This is a genomic window from Falsiroseomonas frigidaquae (genome assembly GCF_012163145.1).
GTDB lineage: Bacteria > Pseudomonadota > Alphaproteobacteria > Acetobacterales > Acetobacteraceae > Falsiroseomonas > Falsiroseomonas frigidaquae.
This window is the reverse complement of sequence record NZ_JAAVTX010000001.1, coordinates 486,987-506,162: the sequence shown is the minus strand read 5'-3', so window position 1 is coordinate 506,162 and position 19,176 is coordinate 486,987. Positions and strand designations below refer to the sequence as shown.

17 protein-coding genes are annotated in these 19,176 nt (G+C 71.8%); 5 read left to right on the top strand and 12 right to left on the bottom strand.

Annotated features, from left to right (window positions below; translation table 11 throughout):
• Positions 1 to 56: 56 nt before the first annotated feature.
• The 7 genes from HB662_RS02460 to HB662_RS02430 are packed head-to-tail and all read right to left on the bottom strand — an operon-like array spanning position 57 to position 8,631.
• Complete coding sequence (locus tag HB662_RS02460; protein ID WP_168046771.1) at positions 57 to 1,535, bottom strand: folate/biopterin family MFS transporter; 1,479 nt, start codon at positions 1,533 to 1,535, stop codon at positions 57 to 59.
• Between the two features lie 8 nt (positions 1,536 to 1,543).
• Positions 1,544 to 2,362 carry a TSUP family transporter gene (locus HB662_RS02455; protein ID WP_168046769.1) on the bottom strand — a complete coding sequence of 273 codons (819 nt, stop codon included), beginning with the start codon at positions 2,360 to 2,362 and terminating at the stop codon, positions 1,544 to 1,546.
• On the bottom strand, positions 2,359 to 4,617 hold the full coding sequence (locus HB662_RS02450) for a heavy metal translocating P-type ATPase (RefSeq protein ID WP_168046767.1): 2,259 nt from the start codon (positions 4,615 to 4,617) through the stop codon (positions 2,359 to 2,361). The genes HB662_RS02455 and HB662_RS02450 overlap by 4 nt, the downstream gene beginning before the upstream one ends.
• Positions 4,618 to 4,669: 52 nt before the next feature.
• A complete protein-coding gene (locus tag HB662_RS02445; RefSeq protein WP_168046765.1) occupies positions 4,670 to 6,268 on the bottom strand; it encodes an ABC transporter substrate-binding protein in 1,599 nt (532 codons plus the stop codon).
• 12 nt (positions 6,269 to 6,280) lie between these two features.
• Positions 6,281 to 7,105 carry a polysaccharide deacetylase family protein gene (locus HB662_RS02440; RefSeq protein WP_168046763.1) on the bottom strand — a complete coding sequence of 275 codons (825 nt, stop codon included), beginning with the start codon at positions 7,103 to 7,105 and terminating at the stop codon, positions 6,281 to 6,283.
• A gap of 10 nt (positions 7,106 to 7,115) precedes the next feature.
• On the bottom strand, positions 7,116 to 7,883 hold the full coding sequence (locus tag HB662_RS02435; RefSeq protein ID WP_408871619.1) for an SDR family NAD(P)-dependent oxidoreductase: 768 nt from the start codon (positions 7,881 to 7,883) through the stop codon (positions 7,116 to 7,118).
• Complete coding sequence (locus HB662_RS02430; RefSeq protein ID WP_168046759.1) at positions 7,867 to 8,631, bottom strand: SDR family NAD(P)-dependent oxidoreductase; 765 nt, start codon at positions 8,629 to 8,631, stop codon at positions 7,867 to 7,869. Before HB662_RS02430 ends, HB662_RS02435 begins: the two co-directional genes overlap by 17 nt.
• A gap of 94 nt (positions 8,632 to 8,725) precedes the next feature.
• Between HB662_RS02430 and HB662_RS02425 the strand changes: the two genes are divergently transcribed.
• Genes HB662_RS02425 through HB662_RS02415 form a run of 3 tightly spaced genes read left to right on the top strand, consistent with a single transcriptional unit; the run spans position 8,726 to position 10,863 of the window.
• Entirely contained in the window at positions 8,726 to 9,091 is a 366-nt protein-coding gene (locus tag HB662_RS02425; RefSeq protein ID WP_168046757.1) for a Zn-ribbon domain-containing OB-fold protein, read from the top strand.
• Positions 9,088 to 10,233: a thiolase family protein gene (locus HB662_RS02420; protein WP_168046755.1), complete on the top strand. Its 1,146-nt coding sequence runs from the start codon at positions 9,088 to 9,090 to the stop codon at positions 10,231 to 10,233. Before HB662_RS02425 ends, HB662_RS02420 begins: the two co-directional genes overlap by 4 nt.
• Before the next feature lie 60 nt (positions 10,234 to 10,293).
• A complete protein-coding gene (locus HB662_RS02415; protein WP_168046753.1) occupies positions 10,294 to 10,863 on the top strand; it encodes a hypothetical protein in 570 nt (189 codons plus the stop codon).
• A gap of 20 nt (positions 10,864 to 10,883) precedes the next feature.
• Here the strand turns inward: HB662_RS02415 and hemN are convergent, their stop codons facing one another.
• From hemN to HB662_RS02395, 4 genes are all read right to left on the bottom strand, one after another.
• Positions 10,884 to 12,224, bottom strand: a complete 1,341-nt coding sequence (hemN, locus tag HB662_RS02410) for an oxygen-independent coproporphyrinogen III oxidase (protein ID WP_168046751.1) — start codon at positions 12,222 to 12,224, stop codon at positions 10,884 to 10,886.
• A 74-nt stretch (positions 12,225 to 12,298) separates the two neighbouring features.
• Positions 12,299 to 13,780, bottom strand: coding sequence for a phospholipase D-like domain-containing protein (locus HB662_RS02405; protein ID WP_168046749.1), 1,482 nt, complete (start codon positions 13,778 to 13,780; stop codon positions 12,299 to 12,301).
• A 192-nt stretch (positions 13,781 to 13,972) separates the two neighbouring features.
• Positions 13,973 to 15,118 carry an MFS transporter gene (locus tag HB662_RS02400; protein WP_168046747.1) on the bottom strand — a complete coding sequence of 382 codons (1,146 nt, stop codon included), beginning with the start codon at positions 15,116 to 15,118 and terminating at the stop codon, positions 13,973 to 13,975.
• Entirely contained in the window at positions 15,115 to 16,440 is a 1,326-nt protein-coding gene (locus HB662_RS02395) for an HdeD family acid-resistance protein (protein ID WP_456305462.1), read from the bottom strand. Before HB662_RS02395 ends, HB662_RS02400 begins: the two co-directional genes overlap by 4 nt.
• 211 nt (positions 16,441 to 16,651) lie before the next feature.
• On the opposite strand from HB662_RS02395, the gene HB662_RS02390 reads away from it, so the two are divergent.
• Together HB662_RS02390 and HB662_RS02385 are read left to right on the top strand one after the other, a co-directional pair.
• Positions 16,652 to 17,965 carry an NAD(P)/FAD-dependent oxidoreductase gene (locus HB662_RS02390; protein ID WP_168046745.1) on the top strand — a complete coding sequence of 438 codons (1,314 nt, stop codon included), beginning with the start codon at positions 16,652 to 16,654 and terminating at the stop codon, positions 17,963 to 17,965.
• An 18-nt stretch (positions 17,966 to 17,983) separates the two neighbouring features.
• Positions 17,984 to 18,403 (top strand): DUF5368 family protein, encoded by a 420-nt coding sequence (locus tag HB662_RS02385; protein WP_168046743.1) that lies wholly within the window; start codon positions 17,984 to 17,986, stop codon positions 18,401 to 18,403.
• Positions 18,404 to 18,414: 11 nt separating this feature from the next.
• On the opposite strand, the gene HB662_RS02380 is transcribed toward HB662_RS02385, so the two are convergent.
• Complete coding sequence (locus HB662_RS02380) at positions 18,415 to 19,110, bottom strand: GntR family transcriptional regulator (protein ID WP_168046741.1); 696 nt, start codon at positions 19,108 to 19,110, stop codon at positions 18,415 to 18,417.
• Between the last annotated feature and the right edge of the window lie 66 nt (positions 19,111 to 19,176).

The window sequence follows — 19,176 nt, the reverse complement described above, 5'->3', positions numbered from 1 at the left end:
TGCGCTGCAACAACAGGTTGTTGAGCAGCCTGACCGCGACCGCGCTTGCATCGGCATCAGGCCGTGGCGGCGGGTGAGGGCGCCAGCCGGCGGCCGAACACCAGGATCGCCAGCAGCGGCAGCGCCAACCCCACCAGCGTCGCCGCGATCACCAGCAAAGGCAGCTGGGCATAATCGCCCCGCCCGACCTCGAACACGGCGTTGAGCCCGCGGGAGGCGATGGCACCCGCCTGCAAGGCAAGGTTCATGAGAGACGCCATCAGCGCGAACCAGGTGGCGCGCCGCCCCTCCGGCGCATGCAGCGCGATCAGCGTCAGCATCGGGATCATCGCGAGCTGCGCCATGGGGGCGGAGAAGGCGGTATCGACCAGCCCGATGGTGCGCGCGCCGAAGCCGAAGGCCTGCGCGGTCCATTCATGTAGCCCGTAGAGCATGCCGATGCTGGGCAGCATGAAGGCGGCGTTCAGCACCGCCAGCCAGAAGAACACCGCCCCCAGCGGCCAGCGCACGATTCGCCCGCCCAGCAGCAGCGCGCCGGCGATCGCCAGCCCGGTGCCGAGCTGGCCCAGCGTGCCGAAGAAGCCCTGGCTGTAGCCCAGCACGTCGATCTGCCACCATTGCAGCGCCGGACCCGGGGACGGCATGGCGCGGAAGGCGAAGATGATGATGGCCGCCGCCGCCATGGCACGCCGCGTCGCCGCCGGCACGCCCGCCACCGTCACCCGCAGCAGCGCCAGGATCACGCCCAGCGTCAGCAGGAAGCCGATCTCCTCCGCGAAGGGCGGCTGGCCGATGCCGAGCGCGAGCATCGCCGCGCCGAAGCCGAGGCCTCCCCACAGGATGCGCGCATCCCGCGCACCCGGCGCTTCCTCCGTCTCGCGCAGCAGGAAGGCCGCGACCAGGCTGGGCAGCGGCAGGGCGGCGGCCATCAGGAAGATGGTGGAAGCCGGCAGCAGCTGCGCCAGCCAGCCGCCGGCACCGGCCGTGGCGAAGGCACCGCCCATCAGCGCGACGCGGCCGAGCACCTGGATATCGCCGAGTTCCGCCTGCACCACCTCCGCCGGGCGGGGCGAGCCATCGGGGTGGCTGCGGTCCACCACCTCCGTCGTCATCGCATCCGCCACGCTGTCCTGCACCACCAGGCCGAGCACGGCGGCGAGCGAGGCTGCGATATAGGCGGCCTCCGCCGGCACCGGCGCCGTCATCCCCGCCGCGGCGCCGGCCAGCATCAGGTTGGCGGCCACCTGCAACCCGGCGCCGAGCAGCACATAGGCGCGGCGGCGCGACCCCAGGATCGGCACCGTATCCACCAGATGGCCGATCACCATCTTCAGCGTCCAGGGCACCGTCAGCCAGGCGGCCAGCGCCAGCAGGCTGGCGGGAGACAGGCCCAGGCTGTCGCGTACCCAAAAGGTCTCCGCGATCGCCGCGAAGCCGCTGGCACCCGCCACCAGGTAGATCAGCAGCGGCGGCGCGGTGCGACGGTTCAGCATGGCCAGCGGCGCCAGCAGGCCGCGCTTCGGCGTATCCGTCATGCCTCGATTCAGCCCCTGACTGCCTGCAGCAGCACCTGCAACGCGATCAGGGCGAGGCCGGCTGCGAACAGCCGGCGCAGCAGGGATTCGCGCAGCCGGCTGCTGAACCGGGCGGCGACCGGCGCCGTGACCATGGCCGGCAAGGCGAGCAGCAGCACCGCGCCGAGCGCCACCTGCCCCACGGCATCCGGCAGGCCGGCCGTGGGCGCCAGCGCGAAGACCAGCGCCGCCGGCGCCGCCACCGCCAGGTTGAACACCGCCCCGGCGCCCGCGGCGCGCAGCAGCGGCACCCGGAACATGCCCAGCACCGGCCCGCTCAGCGTGCCCGCGCCGATGCCGAGCGCCGCGGCCAGCAGGCCGACCAGCAGCGGCGGCACCAGGCCGAGCGGGGGTTCCGGCGGCGCATCGGCCAGGGTGAAGCCGGAGGCCGGGCCCATCCGCAGCGCCAGCAACGCCACCAGCCCGCCGAACAGGCCGACGGAAAGCCCAGGCGGCAGGATGCGCGCCAGCAGCAGCCCGCCCAGCCCGCCCACCACCACGGGCGGCGTCCAGGCGCGCAGCAGCCGCCGGTCCAGCGTGCCGCCCCGCGCATGGCCCCAGGCCGCCGGCAGTGCGGACAGCGCGACCACCAGATGCGCCGTGCCGATGCAGACCGGCAGCAGCCGGTCCGGCGCCAGCGCGCCGCCGCCGAGCACCGCCAGCAGCACCGGTACCGCCACCACGCCGCCACCGATGCCGAGCAGCCCACCGATGGCGCCGATCACCACGCCGGAGGCCGCCAGCATCAGCGCACCGCCCGGGCCATAGGCGCCGAGCAGGCCGGTCACGCGCCGTCCAGATTGGCCAGCATCTCCTCCTCCACCGTCAGGTGCATCCGCAGCAGGGCCTCCAGGGCAAACAGGGTGCGACGCAACTCGCCTTCCGTCACCTCCGCGCCGCCGGATTCAGTGGCCAGGCGCAGCAGGGTGGCCAGCCGCTCCGCCAGCGTCTCCAGCTCCGCATGCATGCGGATCAGCGGTGCCATCGGGTCGGCCCCGCCGAGGCGGCGCGCCGCTTCGGGGTAGAGGCTGCGTTCCTCGGCGTGCTGGTGCGGCAGCATCTCCTCCCGCAGCCTGGCTTCCAGGGCGGGCAGGGCGTCCAGCCTCGGCGCGGTGGCGGCGGCGCCCAGGGCATCGGCCAATTGCCGCAGCCCGGCATGTTCCCCCTGGCGCGCCACCAGCCCGGCGGCATCGGGCATCGCGGTGGGGGCCGAATCCTGCCGGCCCGGGCGCAGCGCGGTCAGCGCCAGCAGGATGGCGGCGACATCGATGCCCTCCTGCACCAAAGCGCCGGCCAGCGGCGGCAGCAGCCCGATGGCGGCGAAGCCCATCGCCACACCGGACAGCCCCATGCCGAGCCAGATGGCGCGCAGCGCGATGGCGCGGGACCGGCGGGCGATGGCGATCGCCTCCGCCACCCGGTCGACGCGATCCACCAGCAGCACCACGTCGCCGGCCTCCGCCGCCGCAGCGGTGCCGGAGGCGCCCATGGCGATGCCGACATCGGCCGCCGCCAGGGCCGGGGCGTCGTTCACGCCATCGCCCACCATGGCGGTAGGGGCGGCCTCGGCCTCCCGCCGCACCGCCAGCAGCTTCGCCTCCGGCGACTGGTCCGCCAGTATTTCATCCAGCCGCAGCGCGCGGCCGATCGGCGCGGCTGCGGCGGCGCGGTCGCCACTCAGCAGCACGATCCGGTCGATGCCCAGCGCCCGCAGCCGGCGGATCGCGCGCGGCGCTTCCTGGCGCATCGCATCGGCCATGACGAAGGCGGCCACCACGCGCCCGTCCCGCGCCAGCCAGGCGACGGAGCCGGCGGCAGCCGCCACCTGGGCGGCGATGCCGAAGCCGGGGCGCGGTTCCAGCCCCTCCGCCAGCAGGAAGCCCTCCGAGCCGAGCAGCAGCGCGTGGCCTTCCACCTGGCCGCGCAGCCCGCCGCCCGCGATCTCCGCCACCCCATCCGGCACCGGCAGCGTCACCCCACGCGCGGCGGCGGCGGCAACGAGCGCGGCGGAGACGGGGTGGGACGATCCCTGCGCCAGCGCCGCCGCCAGCCGCAGCGCGGCATCCCGGCCCAGCGAGGGCTCCGCATCCAGCGCCACCAGCCGCGGCTGGCCGGGGGTCAGCGTGCCGGTCTTGTCGAAGATCACGGTCCGCACGCGCGCCAGCCGCTCCAGCGCGCCGCCGCCCTTGACTACGATGCCGCGCCGCGCGGCGCGGCCGATGCCGGCCATCAGCGCCACCGGGGCGGCCAGGATCAGCGGGCAGGGGGTGGCCACCACCAGCACCGCCAGGGCGCGCAGCGCATCGCCGCTGAAGGCCCAGGCGCCGCCGGCGATGATGGCGGTTGCCAGGGTGAAGCCCAGCGCCCAGCGATCCGCCAGCCGCACCAGCGGCGCGCGGGCCTGCGCGGCCTCCGCGGTCAGCCGCAGGATGGCGGCATAGGTACTGGCCGAGGCGTCGCGGCTGGCGCGCATGCGGAAGGCGTCGCCCGCATTCACCGCGCCGCTACGGAGTGCCGCGTGGGCCGTGAGCTCTACCGGCAGGGATTCGCCGGTGAGCGCGCTGTCATCCAGCGTGGCGGCGGCATCCTCCAGCACGCCATCGGCTGGGATGGTGGCGCCGGGGCGGACCAGCAGCAGGTCGCCCGGGCGGATCTCCGCCACCGGAATCTCCTCCAGCCCTGCGGCGGATTGGCGCAGCGCGATGCGCGGCGCGCGGGCCATCAGGCTGGTCAGCGCGGCGGTGGCGCGGCCTTCCGCCCAGGCTTCCAGCGCCTCCCCACCCGCCACCATCAGCGCCACCACGGCGGCGGTGGCCGGCTGGCCGAGGGCGAGGGCGCCGAAGATGGCCGCGAGTGCGACCACATCCACGCCCAGACGCCCGCCCGCCAGCGCCCGCAACACTCCCAGCGTCACATGCAGCGCAACAGGCAGCGCGGCGGCGGTGAAGGCCCAGAAGGCAGGCGCCGCCCACCCCGCCAGATGCAGCGCCGCCCCGGCTGCCAGGCCGAGGGCTACCCAGGAGAGAAGAAGGACGCGCTGCATCGGCCGGCGGGTTCCGATCTGCCGGGGCGGATGCGCCGCCCCGGCCTGAGGCTCAGCGTGCCGGCTTCTCGATGTTCCAGATCACCGGGAAGCCGAAATCGATCACGCCCTTCAATTCGGCCCGCCACACCGCCGGGCTGCGGAACTGGCCGGCGATCGGGAAGGTGGCGTTCTCGAAGGAGATCTTCTGCAGCTGGGCGGCGTATTCGCGGCGCTTCGCCGGGTCGCTCTCCGCCTCGAACTGCGCCAGCACCGGCGACATCTCATCCACGCAATAGCCCCAGGGCTGGTTGTCCGTGCAGTTGAAGCCGACGCCCATGTTGGACAGCGGGTTGGCCAGGTCGAAGCCGGTATAGACCACCGGCACGATGTTCCAGCCGCCCTGGTCCAGCGGCTGGCGCTGTACCCAGCGCTGCGCGATGGAGGCCCAGTCGCTGGCCTGCACATCCAGGTTGAAGCCGGCCCGCTTCAGCCGGTCGATCATCACCAGGCCGTAGGGGTTCAGCAGCGGGCTGTCCGCCGGGTGCAGCAGCACCACGCGTTCATTCTTGTAGCCGGCCTGCTGCAGCAGCGCCTTGGCGCGATCCAGGCTCGGCTGCTGGATGATGTCGCTGCCGAGCGTGCTGGAATAGGGCGCGCCGCACATGAACAGGCTGGCGCAATCCGGCTGGCCGAGGCCCTCGCCGAAGCCGGCGCCGGCCAGCACCTCCGTCCGGTCCAGCGCCTGCTGCACCGCGCGGCGCATCAGCACATTGTCGAAGGGCGGCAGGAAGTGGTTGAGGCTGGCGCAATACATCAGGTTGGCCTGGCCGCCGGCCTGGGCGATGGTCATCTGCCGGTTGGTGCGCAGCCGCGGCAGGTAGTCCACCGGGGCGTATTCCAGGTAGTCCACCTCCCCGGTCTGCAGAGCGGCGACGCGTAGGCCGGGGTCGGCCATGGTCGCCATCTCGACGCGGTCGAGCTTCACCACCTTGCCGCCCGCCAGCCCATCCGCCGGTTCTTCGCGCGGCACGTAGTTCGCATTGCGGGTGAAGCTGGCGCGTTCACCGGGGATCCAGCCGGCGCGCTGGAAGATGAATGGGCCGGAGCCCATGATCTCCTGCACCTGCTGCGAGGGCGGCGTGGCATTGGCGATGCGCGCCGGCATGATGAAGGGCACGTGGACGGAGGGTTTGCCGAGCGCCTCCAGCACGCCGCCGAAGGGTTTTGCGAGTTTCAGCACGAAATGGCGCGCATCGGTGGCCGTCAGGCTTTCCGTCGAGGCCAGCAGGCGGCGGCCGATGGAATCGCGGCCGCCCCAGCGCTTCAGGGACGCGACGCAATCCTCCGCCGTCACGTCGCTGCCGTCATGGAACTTCAGCCCGGGGCGCAGGGTGAAATTCCAGGTCAGATTGTCGCCGCTGATCTCCCAGCCCTGCAGCATCTGCGGCTTGTACGCGCCCTTGCTGTCCATTGAGACCAGCGTGTCGAAGACCAGGTAGGCGAAGTTGCGGGTGACGAAGCTGGGGCTGGAGATCGGGTCCAGGTTCTGCAGCCCGACATTGACGATGAACCGGAACGGCGCCGCCTGCGCCCGGGCGCGCGAGGATGCGCCGGCGGAGATCAGGGTGATGCCGGCGCCCGCGAGCGCCTGTCGGCGGGTGATCTGCATGGTCGTCTCTCCTCAACGTTGTTCCTGGGCAGCCCAGGCTTCGGCGATCTCGCTGCAAGTGGCGAACCATACGCCTTCGAAGCCGCGGATGAAGGCGATCATTTCGCGCAGCAGAGCGATGCGGCTGGGGCGGCCCGACAATTGCGGGTGCATGACCAGGTTGTAGAAGCCACCCCAGCGGTGGATCTCCTTGAATTCCTCCTGCCAGACCTCGCGGATATGGCTGTTGGTCATGATCGGCCGCGGCGTCTTCACGCTGAACAACACGAAGGGCGCGTCATCCAGGCTCCAGTGATAGGGCAGCTCCACCAGCTGCCGGCCGCCATCCGGATGCGGCAGGCGGTACGGATTCACATCCCCCATCATCGAGCTGTCGTAGAGGAAGCCGTGCTTGTCGAGCTGCCGCACCAGCTCATCCGTGGTTTCCCCGGCCGGGGACCGGTAGCCCTTCGGCACCACGCCGAGCACGCGCTTCAGGCTCTCCAGCCCCTTCTCCATCTCCTCGATGTCCTTCTCCGGCGCGTCCGGGTCCGGCCAGGCGTGGGAGTAGGAGTGGTGGCCGATCTCATGGCCGCCCTTCAGGATCATCTCGGCGCGGTCGGTATGGTTCTCCACCGTCCAGCCGGGGACGAAGAAGGTGCCCTTCACGCCGGCATCGCCCAGCGTCTCCAGGATCTTCGGCACGCCCACCTTGGCCCCGTACTGCCCCATGCTCAGCGTGCCGGGGCGGCGGGCATTGGAGGGGTCGCGGGACAGCCACAGCGTCTCCGCATCGAAGTCGAAGGTCAGCGCCACGGCGCAGCGCGCGCCATTCGGCCATTTCACGCTCATATCCATGTTCGACTCCTCATTCGCGGGGGGAATTGCGGGCATCGAGCCAGCCGCCATCCACCGCCAGGACCTGTCCCGTCACGAAGGATGCCTCCGCCGAGGCGAGGAAGGCGATCACGCTCGCCACCTCCTCCGCCGTGCCGGCGCGGCGCAGCGGCGCGGCCTCGACCATGGTCCGCAGGTACCAGTCATCCTGCCGGAAGGCGGCGGTCATCGCCGTCTCGATCACGCCGGGCGCGACGGCATTCACGCGGATGCCCTGCGGCCCCACCTCCGCCGCCAGGGTCCGCGTGGCCTGCGCGACGCCGGCCTTGGCCACCGCATAGGCCATGGTGCCGGGCTGGCCCGCGATGCCGAAGATGGAGGCGACATTCACCACCCGCCCGCCCGGCCGCGGCAGATGCGCCAGCACGTCGCGCGTCACCCGCAGCACCGCACCGAGGTTCACATCGAGGAAACGCGCGATCAGCGCATCATCCGATTGATCCAGTCGGCGCGACCCGCCGATGCCGGCATTGTTCACCAGCATGTCGATGCGCCCGAAGGCCGCCAGTGCCGCCTGCGCGATGCGCGAACCGGCATCGGGCGCTGCCACATCCAGCATCAGCGATTGCGCGCCGAGTCCGGCCGCCGTGTCCGCCACCGCCGCATCCTGGTCCACCAGCAGCACATCCGCGCCATCCGCCCGCAGCCTGGCGGCAGTGGCCGCGCCGATGCCGCGCGCGGCGCCGGTGACGATCGCGACCTCGCCGGCGAAGCGCCCGCGTTCAGGCAAGCCGGCCACCATCGATCGGCAGCGCGACGCCATTGATGTAGCTGGCGGCGTCGCTCAGCAGGAACAGCACGGCGGCGGTGACTTCCTGCACCTCGCCGAAGCGGGCGGAGGGATTCTTCGCGCGGAACATCGCCTCCACCCCCGCGGCGCGGTCGCCCAGTTGCTCGAAGACGCCGCGCAGCATCGGCGTCTCGATCTGGCCGGGGCAGACGGTGTTGGCGCGGATGCCTTGCATGGCATGGCCCACGGCGACGCTGCGCGTCATCAGTACCACCGCGCCCTTGCTGGCCGAATAGGTCGGGAACACCGCATTGCCGACGATGCCGGAGCCGGAGGCGATGGTCACCACCGCGCCGCCACCGGCCGCCGCCATGCGCGGCAGCAGGGCCTTCAGCGCCAGCCAGGTGCCCTTCACATTCACATCGAAGACCTGGTCGAACTCGGCCTCCGTCACCTCCGGCAGCGGCCGTGTCGGGCCGAGCGTGCCGGCGGCGGTGACCAGCAGCGTGGCCGGGCCCAGCGCATCCAGCGCCGCGGCGGCGCGGTCCATGTCGGCCGCGCGCGTGACGTCGCCCGCCACCGCCTGCGAACCCTCGCAGCGCGCGGCGGTCTCGGCCAGCCTCGCCGCATCGCGGTCGAACAGCACCAGCCTGGCGCCTTCCGCCGCCAGCGCCAGCGCCGCATCGCGGCCGAGGCCGGAGGCGGCACCGGTGACAAGGCCAACGCGGCCGGTGAAGCGAAGCGGCTTGTCCTGCATGTACAGCGCATTCCTTGCGGCGTGCCGGCACGATCCGGCCAGTATCCCCCGCGGTCAAGGGGCGTCTATTCTTCGCGCCGCAACGGGAGTGAACATGTTGGACCTGCGCGACCCCTCCTTGTACGCGCCCGCACCGGCGGGAGATGGCGCCGTGCTGCTGGCGCTCCGCGATCCCGCCAGCGGCGCGCTGACCTTCCCACGCTCGCCTTACGGGTCCCCGGCGCTGGAGCAGGTGGAACTCAGCGGCCAGGCCACGCTGCTGGCCTGCATCACGCTGCACCAGCCCGTGCTGCCGGGCGTGGTGCCACCGCTGGTGGTGGCGCGGCTGCAACTCGCGGAGGGCCCGGTGGTGGACGGCGTGCTGGATGGCACAGCCGAGCCGCCGCCCGGCACCGCCATGCGCGCGGTGCTGGTGGCGGAGGATGGCGCGCTGGCCTGCCGCTTCAGGCCCGTGGCATGAGTGGGCTTCGGGACCTGCGTCCGGTGCGCGTCGTCGGCATCGGCATGCACCGCTACCAATTCGCCAGCGACACGCCCTACATCACGCTCGGCCTGGCGGCGCTGCGTGCGGCGCTGGAGGATGCCGGGCTGGGCTGGCCGGACATCCAGGCCGCGATGATCGGCACGGCCGGGCTGGGCATGGCGGCCGGGCGCGTGATGCTGCGGCACATGGGGGACACGGGTATCGAGGTGATGCAGGTGGAGAACGCCTCCGCCTCCGGCTCCTCCGCCTTCCGAATGGCCTGCCTGCTGGTGGGAAGCGGGCAGCGCGACATCGTGCTGGCGCTGGGCGTCGACAAGCACGGCACCTCGCAGCGCGCGGTGGACAAGGACGGGCTGGCGCGGCTGTCGCCGAGCGACCACAGCCCGCTGGTCGAATTCGCGCTGCTCGCGCGCATGTGGCGGGATCGCCACGGGTTGCGGCCGGAAGACATGGCGCGCGTCGCGGTGAAGAACCACGGCAATGCCGCGCGCAATCCCTTCGCGCAGTTCCGCAAGCCGCGCACGCTGGAACAGGTGCTGGCCTCCGCCCCGGTCGCCGGGGATCTGACGGCGCTGCAATGCTGCCCACGCGGGGAAGGTGCCGCCGCCGTCATCGTCGCCAGCGAGGCTGCAATGGCGCGCCTCCGCCTGGACCGCCGCCGCGCCATCCGCGTGCTGTCCTCCACCGCGTCCAGCGAACCCGCCGTGCCACCGGGCGCGTTTCCCATGCTGGAGATCGTGCGCCAGTCCGGGCTAGAGACCCTGCGCCAGGCCGGCATCGGCGTCGAGGCGCTGGACATCGTCGAGTTGCACGACGCCTTCAGCATCGAGGAGATCGTCTATGCCGAGGCGCTCGGCCTGTGCCCGGTCGGCGAAGGCGCGGCCCGGCTGCGCGATGGGGCGTGGGAGATCGGCGGGCGCTGCGCGGTCAATCCCTCCGGCGGGTTGATCGGCATGGGCCACCCGATCGGCCCCACCGGCATCGGCCAGGTGGCGGAGATCGTGCGGCAATTGCGCGGCGAGGCGACAGGCCGCCAGCAACCGGGCGCGCGCACCGCCCTGGCGCATATGATCGGCCTCGGCGCCGTGGCGGTGGGCCATGTGCTGCAACGCGAATGACCCGTGCCCTGTGGCGCGCGCCGCGCTAGGCTGCGCGCACATGCATGAGGGAGCGAATCCATGAGCCAGGAATTCCTCGACGATCGCCGACGCGCGCTGGAGGAGGCCTTCTTCGCGCGGGAGACGGAGGCCTGGCGCCAACGCCAGCGCGAGGAAGCCGCGGCGGCTTCGCGGCGGGAGGCGCTGCAGGCCGCGTCCGGCATCACCGACACGGCGCTGCTGGACCGCCTGGCGGCACAGGGGCTGGAGGCTTCCACCATGGCGGCGTTGTCGCTGGTGCCGCTGGTGATGGTCGGCTGGGCCGACGGCACGCTGGATGCGAAGGAGCGCGATGCGCTGCTGCGCGCCGCGGCCCATTCCGGCATCGGCGACGACAGCCCGGCGCGGCATTCGCTGACGCAATGGCTGTCCGCGCCACCGCCGCCGGCACTTCTGGAAACCTGGTCCGACTATATCCGCGCCAGCACCGCGGGCATGGATGCGGCCGCGCGCCAGGCGCTGAAATCCGGCCTGCTGGATCGTGCGCGCGCGGTGGCGGAGGCGGCCGGCGGATTCCTCGGCCTTGGCGCCCGCATCTCGCCTGCCGAGGCTGCCATGCTGGAAAAGCTGGAGCGCGCCTTCGCGGCGTAGGGCGTGATCCGCGAAGGCGGCTACACCGCCGTCGAATGCCGCCCGGCGCGCTTCAGATGGGCGTCGAAGGCGGCGGCGGCGAGGCGGAGGAAGGGCGCACCCTCCGCCGTCATCGTCACCACGCCGTCTTCCAGCGTCAGGATGCCGGCGTCGCGCAGCGCCACCAGCTCGTCCCACGCCGCGGCGAGCAATTCGGTCGGCGGGCGGACCTGGAAATCGCACATCAGCCGCTCGATCACCGTGCCGCGCAGGCGGTCTTCCGGCGTGATCGCCAGGCCGCGCGCGATGGGCAGCGTGCCGGCGGCGATACCACGGCGCCAGGCGCCGATCTCCGTCGCGTTCTGCACGAAGCCCTGCGGCAGCCTGCCGATGGAGGAGGCGCCGAGGCCGAGCAGCGCATCGGCCACATCCGTCGTATAGCCCTGGAAGTTGCGCCGCAGCGTGCCGTTGCGCGCGGCCTGGGCCATCGGGTCCTGCGGCCGGGTGAAATGGTCCAGCCCGATGGCGACATAGCCCAGCGCATCCAGCAGCGCGCGCGCCGAGCGTGCCTGCTCCAGCCGTTCCGGCACGCCCGGCAGCGCGGATTCGTCAATCAGGCGCTGGTGTTTCTTCATCCACGGCACATGCGCATAGCCGAACAGCGCGATGCGGTCGGGCGCCAGGCTGTGCGCCAGGCGGATGCTGTGCTCCAGCCCCGCGACGCCCTGCAGCGGCAGGCCGTGGATCAGGTCGAAGTTGATCGCCGCGATGCCGGCGTCGCGCAGGAATTCCACGCTGGCCTGCACCAGATCGAAGGGCTGTACGCGGCCGATGGCGTGCTGCACCGCCGCGTTGAAATCCTGCACGCCCAGGCTGGCGCGGGTCACGCCCAGCTGCGCCAGGGTGCGCGCCAGGCTGCGGGTCAGGCTGCGCGGGTCGAGCTCGATCGCATGTTCCGCCAGGCCGGACAGGTCGAAATGCCAGGCGATGGCAGCCATCACGCGCTGCAGCCCGGCCTCCCCCAGCATGCTCGGCGTGCCGCCGCCCCAATGCAGATGCGTGACGCGCCGTGCCGGCGTGGCGGCGGCCAGCAGACGGATCTCGGCCAGCAGCGATTCCACATAGGCGTCGATCGGCGCCTGTTGCCGGGTCACCTTGGTATGGCAGCCGCAATAGGCGCACATCGCCGCGCAATAGGGCACGTGCAGGTACAGCGACAGCGTCGTCGCCGGGTCCTGCGCCGCCAGCCAGCCGGTGTAATCGGCATGGCCGATCCCTGCGTGGAAATGCGGCGCGGTAGGGTAGGAGGTGTAGCGTGGCACGGACCGCTCGGCCAAGGCGAGGCGTGTGGTGTCCAGGGCGCGGGGGGCGGTGCTGCTCATGCCGGCGAGCCTAGCCAGGCCCGCGGCGCACCATCTTGATCTGGGTCATAGCATCCGGAAGGTGCGTCAGATCCTCACGGCCGCACCCGGCGCAGGCGGCTGAAGCGCCGGAACAGGCCGCGCTTCGCCACCGGTTCGAACATCTCGCCCGGGCCTTCCGGGTCCAGCACCTCATGATCCGCCAGCCAGGTCTCGACGGCGGACAGGTCCGGCGTCTCGTACGGCACCAGGCTGCGGCCTGCGCCGCGCAGCGATTCGATGGTGCCGATCAGCGAACCGCTTTCGGCAAGCCGCGCCGTCACCACCTCCGGCGTCACGCCGAGATGCTCGGAGATGAGCTCGGCGCGCGCCGCGCGGATGGTCGGGCGCAGATCGGCATTGGCCGGCAGCCCCGCATCGATCACCACGTCGCACTCGGTATCCAGCCGCAGCGAGCGGTTGTTCATGTTGGAGGAGCCGACGCGCAGCACGCGGTCATCCACCACCATGATCTTGGCGTGGACATAGATCGGCTGCCCGCCTTCCGTCACCGGATGGTAGATGCGGAAGCGGCCCTGGGTATCGACGCGACGCAGCGCCTCCCGCAGCCTGGCGCGGGCGGAATCCATGGCGATCGGCTCCAGCCAGCCCTGCGCGCTGTGCGGGTTCACCAGCACGATCTCCGGCCCCTCCGGCTCCGCCAGCCGGCGCGCAATGGCCTCCGCGATGCGGCGGGAGGCGAAGTACTGGCTTTCCGCGTAGATCATGTGGCGGGCGGAGGCGATGAGGTCGAGATACAGGTGCTCCACCTCCAGGATCGCCGCGCGGTCCGGCATTTCCGGCTGGCTGCGGGCGATGCCGACGGCGATGTCGCGGAACTGCGGCGCCAGGCCCTCCGGCCAGCAATCGCCGCCCCTGGCCACCGGCGCCAGCGCGCGGCCGCCGGCCTGGCGCCAGCGGTCCCGCGCCAGCTCGCCGAGCGCCGCCGCCACCGGACCCTCCAGCGCCGTCGTCGCATCATGCCAGGGGCCGTGCGGCGTGCCGCCGGGGCGGATGCGGCGCTGGTCCTGGTCCGGGTGGTCGCGGGTGTCCCAGCGATCCGCGGTCATGTCGATGCCGCCGCAGAAGGCCAGGCAATCGTCGATCACCGCGATCTTCTGGTGGTGCGAGGCGGCGGTCGGATGCGCGCTGTCCAGCCGCGCCGTGATGCGCGGATGCATCTTCCAGCGCAGCAGGGTGAGCAGGGTGGAGCCGCGGAACAGCGCCTTCAGCGCGCCGAGGTCCCAGTGCAGCAGGCAGATTTCCAGCGTCGGCCGGCGCTTGACCAGCCACAGGATGAATTCGCCCAGGCTGCGCGGCGCATCGGGCGAATCCTCACCCGGGATCAGCTCGATCCGGGCATCGAAATCCCACCCGATCAGCATGATGCGGTGCTGCGCTTCCAGCATGGCACTGCGCGCGGCACGGAAATAATCCGCCGCGTCGATGATGACGGTGGCGCGCGTCGCCCGCTCAATGCGCCAGCAATTGGTGCCGGGCTGAAGGGTGGCGGGGGCGGGGTCTGAAACAGCCTCCATGGGGTCCATTGGATCGGGTGGCGCGCCTGCGTCAAGGCGCCGGGGAGTGACGTCGGGCCGGTGCCGGCCATGCAGCAGGCCGGCCCGCGTCCAGCGCGTGGTGACCGCGTAGGTTCCCACGCTGGTCGATTTTGGCGGATCTTCCGCGCTTCGGCCCGGCTGGCCGAGGTGGCGACGAAGTCGTGATCGCGTTCAGCCCCGCCGCCGGCGCGCGATGACGAACAGCGCGAAGCCACCGCACATCGCAGCGGCGAAGAAGGCCAGGCCATGCGCGGCCCACTCCATCGCGAGGCCCGCCGCCAGCGGGCCGATGAAGGCGCCGAGCCCCCACATCAGCCCCATCGCGGCATAGATCCCGATCAGCTCCGCGCCCTGGAAGCGGCTGCCCACCACGGTGAGCATCAGCGCATAGATGCCGACGAAGGCGCCGCCCCAGACGAACAGCAGCGCATAGGTGGCCCATTGGCTGCCGAGTGCCAGCGGCCAGACCAGCGCGCCGGCGGCGGCGATCAGCGCCAGCGCCGCCACCAGCGTCATCCGGTCCATCTTGTCGCCCAGCCAGCCGATCGGCAGTTGCAGCAGGATGGCGCCGACCATCATCACCGACATGAGCTGGGTGGCCTCCGCCGTGGGCCAGCCGAGATTGACCGCGTAGATGGCGAGGAAGGACAGGCCCGCCGTCTCGATGCCGGCATTCAGCATGGTGGCGGCGATGGCGACCGGCGCCATCCGCATGAAGCGGATCGGGCTGCCCGGGGCGGGCTTCTCGAATTGCGGGGCCGGCACCCGGGGCGAGGCGATGAAGCAGGCCGCTGCCAGGGTGATGCCGGCGCCAATGAGGTAGGGCGCGAAGCCCATGGTGCCGACCAGCGACAGGATCAGCGGCCCCAGCGCGAAGCCGACCGACAGCGCGGCGGTATAGGCCGCCATGGCGCGGGCGCGCGTGGCTTCCGTGCTCAGGCTGTTGGTCCAGGCCTCGGACAGCACGAACAGAACCTCGGAGCACATGCCGAGGAGAAGTCGCAGCAGGAACCAGATCCAGACCAGCGGCAGGGCCGGGAAGCCCAGCAGCACGGCGGCGGCCACCGCCAGCGCCGCGATGATGAGGCGGCGGATGCCGAAGCGGGCGACGCTGCGGGGCAGCAGCATCGCGGCCAGCAGCACGCCCACGGCATGCATGGCGGCATTGGCGCCGATCATCGCCTCGCTCAGCCCCTGGCCCGCCAGGCTCAGCGCGATCAGCGCCGCGCTCAGGCTGTAGGTCAGGCCGAACATCGTCGCGGTGGCGATGACGGCGGCGCGGGCCGGCAGGCTCGCGGCCTGTGCCACCGCGCTCATGCCGCAGCCGCGCCGCGACGGGTGCCGCCCGGTCGCAGCCGCCGGAGGAAATCGCGCAGGCGGGCGCTCCAGGCGTAGTCGCGCTGCTCGACGATCCGCGCCAGGGTGCGCGCGTAGTCCAGGGTCATGCCGGGCGTCCATGTGCCGAGATGGGCGCGGCTGCGGATCATCGCGGCGATCCAGATGTCGGGATTGGCCAGCAGCAGCACGAGCCGCGCCCAGGGGAAGCGGGTGTGCAGCGAACCCTCCAGCGCCGCTTCCAGCGCATGGGCGACGACCACGGCGCAGTTCCGGTTCGTCAGGTTGTAGGTATCGTCCTGCCGGTAGCCGGCCCAGAAGGCGCGCAGCCGCCGCGGGTTGTAGTTGCGGAAGATGACCTGGGCGTCGGCCGGGCACCACCAGTCGGATTCATGCGCGTAGGAGGGCTGGAACAGCCCCTTCAGGTCGTTCTCGGCGGTGCCGCGCAGCGAGGCCAGGAACTGGCTGCCGGATCGCTGCAACTCCACCGCCGGATAGTGGCTGATGTAGAGACCCGCCCCCATCTCCAGCGCCGCATGGCCGGTGGAAACCACGCCATCGGCATCCACGGCGGCGACGTAGCGATCGATCAGCAGGCGGCGTTCCGGCGCCACGATGCAGCCGGCCGGCGTCCAGACATGCACCGTCATCGGGTGTTCGGCGATGTCCCCCTCGCCGGTCCCGACCAGCACCGGGGCGCTGTCGAACCAGCCGCGGCCGCCGAAGATCGGCAGGTTGAGGATGGCGACCTCGCTGTCCAGGGTGCGGAGCATCAGGCCGAAGCGGATCAGCAGCCAGCCTGCGAGGGCAAGGACGATGCCGATGCACAGCGCCAGGCTGCGGCTGTGCGGCAGCGGCCATTCGGCGAGGATCAGGGCGGCGGCGGTCAGTTCCGCCAGTCCGAAGGTCACGGCCGATCGCCAGCGCGGCAGGCGCACCACCAGTGCGGTGGCGATGCGGCCGATGCCGTCGAAGGCGAAGGCGATGCTGAACAGCACGGGCAGGGCGATCCGCGTATCCACCGGCCAATCCAGGATCAGCGCGCCGATCACGATGAGGCCGAGCGGCTTGAGGAGCGCGACCATCCGCGCCTGCCGCGATGCGGCGCCGGCCAAGGTGAGCAGCCCGATGACGGCGAGCAGCAGGCCGGCAGCCTCGCCGGCCAGCAGCACGGCGCGATCGGATGCCCATAGCGCGATGCCGCCGGCCGCCAGGACCAGCGCCGCCCCGAGCGTGGACAGGACGTGCCATTGGGATTTGAAGGCCTGCGACCCGATCAACAGGAAGGCCAGTTTCAGCATCACGCGCCTTGAGCAGGGAGGGCCTCTGCCAGGAAGCGGCTGCCATCGCGTCGCAGCATAGCCCCGCCCAGGATCTTCCGGAAGCGGTGCGGGCGCCCATGGGCGGTCGTGCCGGAGGTGGTTATTGATCTGGCGCAAGGTCCTGCGCGCGATTTCATATATTCGTAGGTGTGAAGGCGCCGGACAGGCGCGCCTTGGCAGGAGGATGAAGGCCATGTTCCAGCCCCGGGCTGCGCTGAGCCGGCGCAGGCTGCTGGCCGCCGCCGCCGCGCTGGGCCTGGCGCCGGCGCCCCCGGCGCTTGGCGAGGCACCGCTGCGGACCCGCGCGCGCATCGTCATCATCGGTGCCGGCGCCGCTGGCCTGGCCGCCGCCTCCCGCCTCGCGCAGCGCCTCGATGGCGCCGAGATCACGCTGATCGACCGGCGGCGGGAGCATCTTTACCAGCCCGGGCTGACCCTGGTCGCGGCGGGGCTGAAGGATGCGGGCTACGTCACCTCGGCGACGCGGGACCATGTCGCGAGCCGGGTCATGCTGATCGAACAGGCTGCGGCCGAGATCGACCCGGTCGGCCGCAGCGTCACCACCGAAGCCGGTGGGCGGGTGAGCTATGACTACCTGGTCGTCGCCACCGGCTTGCAGCTCGACTACGCGGCGATCGAGGGCATGGATGTGGCGCGCATCGGCCGCGACGGGCTCGGCAGTGTCTATGCCGGGGCGGAGCAGGCGGCGGCCACCTGGCGGGCGATGTCGGACTTCGCCGACCGGGGCGGCACGGCCCTGTTCCTGCGCCCGGCGACGGAGATGAAATGCGCCGGCGCGCCGCTGAAATACGCCTTCCTGACCGATGACGTGCTGCGCCGGCGCGGCACCCGCGGGCGGGCGGAGCTGGTCTACAACGCGCATAACCGCGCGCTGTTCTCCGTGCCCATCGTGGCGGAGAAGCTGCGGATGCTCTACGCGGACCGCGGCATCCGGGTGAACCACGACCACGTGCTGCGCGCCATCGACCCGGGCCGGCGCATCGCCACCTTCCGCACGCCGCAAGGCGACCAGGAACTGGGCTACGATTTCATCAACGTGGTCCCGCCGATGCGCGCGCCGGCGGTGGTCCGCAATTCGCCGCTGGCGTGGCGCAGCGGCCCCTTCGCGGCCGATGGCTGGGCGGAGGTGGACCGCTTCACGCTGCGCCATGCGCGATTCCCCGAGGTGTTCTGCGTCGGCGACGTCGCCGGCGTGCCCAAGGGCAAGACCGCGGCCAGCGTGAAATGGCAGGTGCCGGTCGCGGTGGACCATCTGGTCGCGACGATCCAGGGGCGCGAAAGCCCGGCGCGCTACAACGGCTATACCTCCTGCCCCATGATCACGCGGATCGGCCGGGCGATGCTGGTGGAGTTCGACTACGACGACAATCTGGTGCCGTCCTTCCCCGGGGTGATCGCGCCGCTCGAGGAATTGTGGATCACCTGGATCATCAAGGAGATCGGCCTGAAGCCGACCTACCTTGCCATGCTGCGCGGCCGCGCCTGAGCCGGGAGGAGAATCGCCATGAAGGACCTCGAGATCTGGACCCTCGTCGCCGTCTTCCAGGAGATGCTGGGCTGGGCGGTCTGGCCCATCGCGGCATTCTGCGTGCTGGCCCCGCTCGGGCTCGCCATCGTGCTGCTGCACGACCGCGGCATCGTCGCGGGGCGCATGCTGCGGGCCGAACTGCTGGGCCTGCTGGGCGGCGTGGTCGCGGTGACGGCGATGTTCGCGGTCACCAGCTCCTCGCCCGCCGATCTGGGCGGGCCGATCGACTGGCTGCTGGCGATCGTCATCTTCGCCGCGGGTGGCATCGGCACCGCGATTGGCGGCTATGTGGCGATGGGCCTTCTGGCGGCGCCGCGGGCGCCCGCGCCGGCCCACATCGACGTCGGCAGGGCAGGGCGCGCCGCCTTGGGCCAGGGCGAAGCGACGCTTCCCTGACCCGCAGCGGTTCAGAGGTGGCGCATGCCGAGGGAGGCAAGCAGCGGCAGCAATTGCTGGCGCGCCCGCAGGCGATGCGCCTTCGCGCGCGCATGCGCTTCCTCCGCCGCGCCGTGCCGGATCGCCGCCACGATGCCGCGATGCTCCTCCACCGAGACGGTCGGCCTGGGCCGCAGCCGCAGCGTCAGCATGCGCGCCCGATGCGACTGGTCCATGATCGTGCCGAACAGGCGCGCCAGGCGGGCATTGCCGCTGCGCGCCACGAGAAGCTGGTGGAACCGGCCATCGGCCTCCGCCCAGGCGACCAGGTCGTCCCGGGCCAGCGCCGCCTCCATCGCGGCATTCACCGCATCAAGTTCCGCGGCGATGGGCGCCCGGGCATCGGCGGGCATCTCTGCGATCAGCGCCGCCGCCGCGGTCTCCAGCGCCACGATCACCTCGTAGATTTCGCGCATATCCTCGGGCGAGAGCGCGCAGACCACGACGCCGCGGCGCGGCAGCACGCGGACCAGGCCTTCTTCCTGCAACCGGATGATCGCCTCATGCACCGGCGTCCGGCTCATGCCGAGCTGCAGGGCGATTTCCTGTTCCGATCCCTGGTAGCCGGGCGCGAAGACGTTGTTCCGGATCGCGGCCTTCAACGCCTCATAGGCGCTCTCCACGAGGGAGGGTCGGGTGGCTTCCGCCGCGTGCCTCATCCTGATCATCGGCCACCTCGTCGCCGCGGCCCCAGCTTCCATGCAAGCTGGGGCTTCACCAATTGACCTCTTTTG

Excerpts from the sequence above, each read along its gene's own strand:
- HB662_RS02460 (WP_168046771.1), bottom strand. The coding sequence starts at position 1,535 with ATGACGGATACGCCGAAGCGCGGCCTGCTGGCGCCGCTGGCCATGCTG.
- HB662_RS02450 (WP_168046767.1), bottom strand. The coding sequence starts at position 4,617 with ATGCAGCGCGTCCTTCTTCTCTCCTGGGTAGCCCTCGGCCTGGCAGCC.
- HB662_RS02445 (WP_168046765.1), bottom strand. The coding sequence starts at position 6,268 with ATGCAGATCACCCGCCGACAGGCGCTCGCGGGCGCCGGCATCACCCTG.
- HB662_RS02440 (WP_168046763.1), bottom strand. The coding sequence starts at position 7,105 with ATGGATATGAGCGTGAAATGGCCGAATGGCGCGCGCTGCGCCGTGGCG.
- HB662_RS02430 (WP_168046759.1), bottom strand. The coding sequence starts at position 8,631 with ATGCAGGACAAGCCGCTTCGCTTCACCGGCCGCGTTGGCCTTGTCACC.
- HB662_RS02425 (WP_168046757.1), top strand. The coding sequence starts at position 8,726 with ATGTTGGACCTGCGCGACCCCTCCTTGTACGCGCCCGCACCGGCGGGA.
- HB662_RS02420 (WP_168046755.1), top strand. The coding sequence starts at position 9,088 with ATGAGTGGGCTTCGGGACCTGCGTCCGGTGCGCGTCGTCGGCATCGGC.
- HB662_RS02415 (WP_168046753.1), top strand. The coding sequence starts at position 10,294 with ATGAGCCAGGAATTCCTCGACGATCGCCGACGCGCGCTGGAGGAGGCC.
- hemN (WP_168046751.1), bottom strand. The coding sequence starts at position 12,224 with ATGAGCAGCACCGCCCCCCGCGCCCTGGACACCACACGCCTCGCCTTG.
- HB662_RS02405 (WP_168046749.1), bottom strand. The coding sequence starts at position 13,780 with ATGGAGGCTGTTTCAGACCCCGCCCCCGCCACCCTTCAGCCCGGCACC.
- HB662_RS02400 (WP_168046747.1), bottom strand. The coding sequence starts at position 15,118 with ATGAGCGCGGTGGCACAGGCCGCGAGCCTGCCGGCCCGCGCCGCCGTC.
- HB662_RS02390 (WP_168046745.1), top strand. The coding sequence starts at position 16,652 with ATGTTCCAGCCCCGGGCTGCGCTGAGCCGGCGCAGGCTGCTGGCCGCC.
- HB662_RS02385 (WP_168046743.1), top strand. The coding sequence starts at position 17,984 with ATGAAGGACCTCGAGATCTGGACCCTCGTCGCCGTCTTCCAGGAGATG.
- HB662_RS02380 (WP_168046741.1), bottom strand. The coding sequence starts at position 19,110 with ATGATCAGGATGAGGCACGCGGCGGAAGCCACCCGACCCTCCCTCGTG.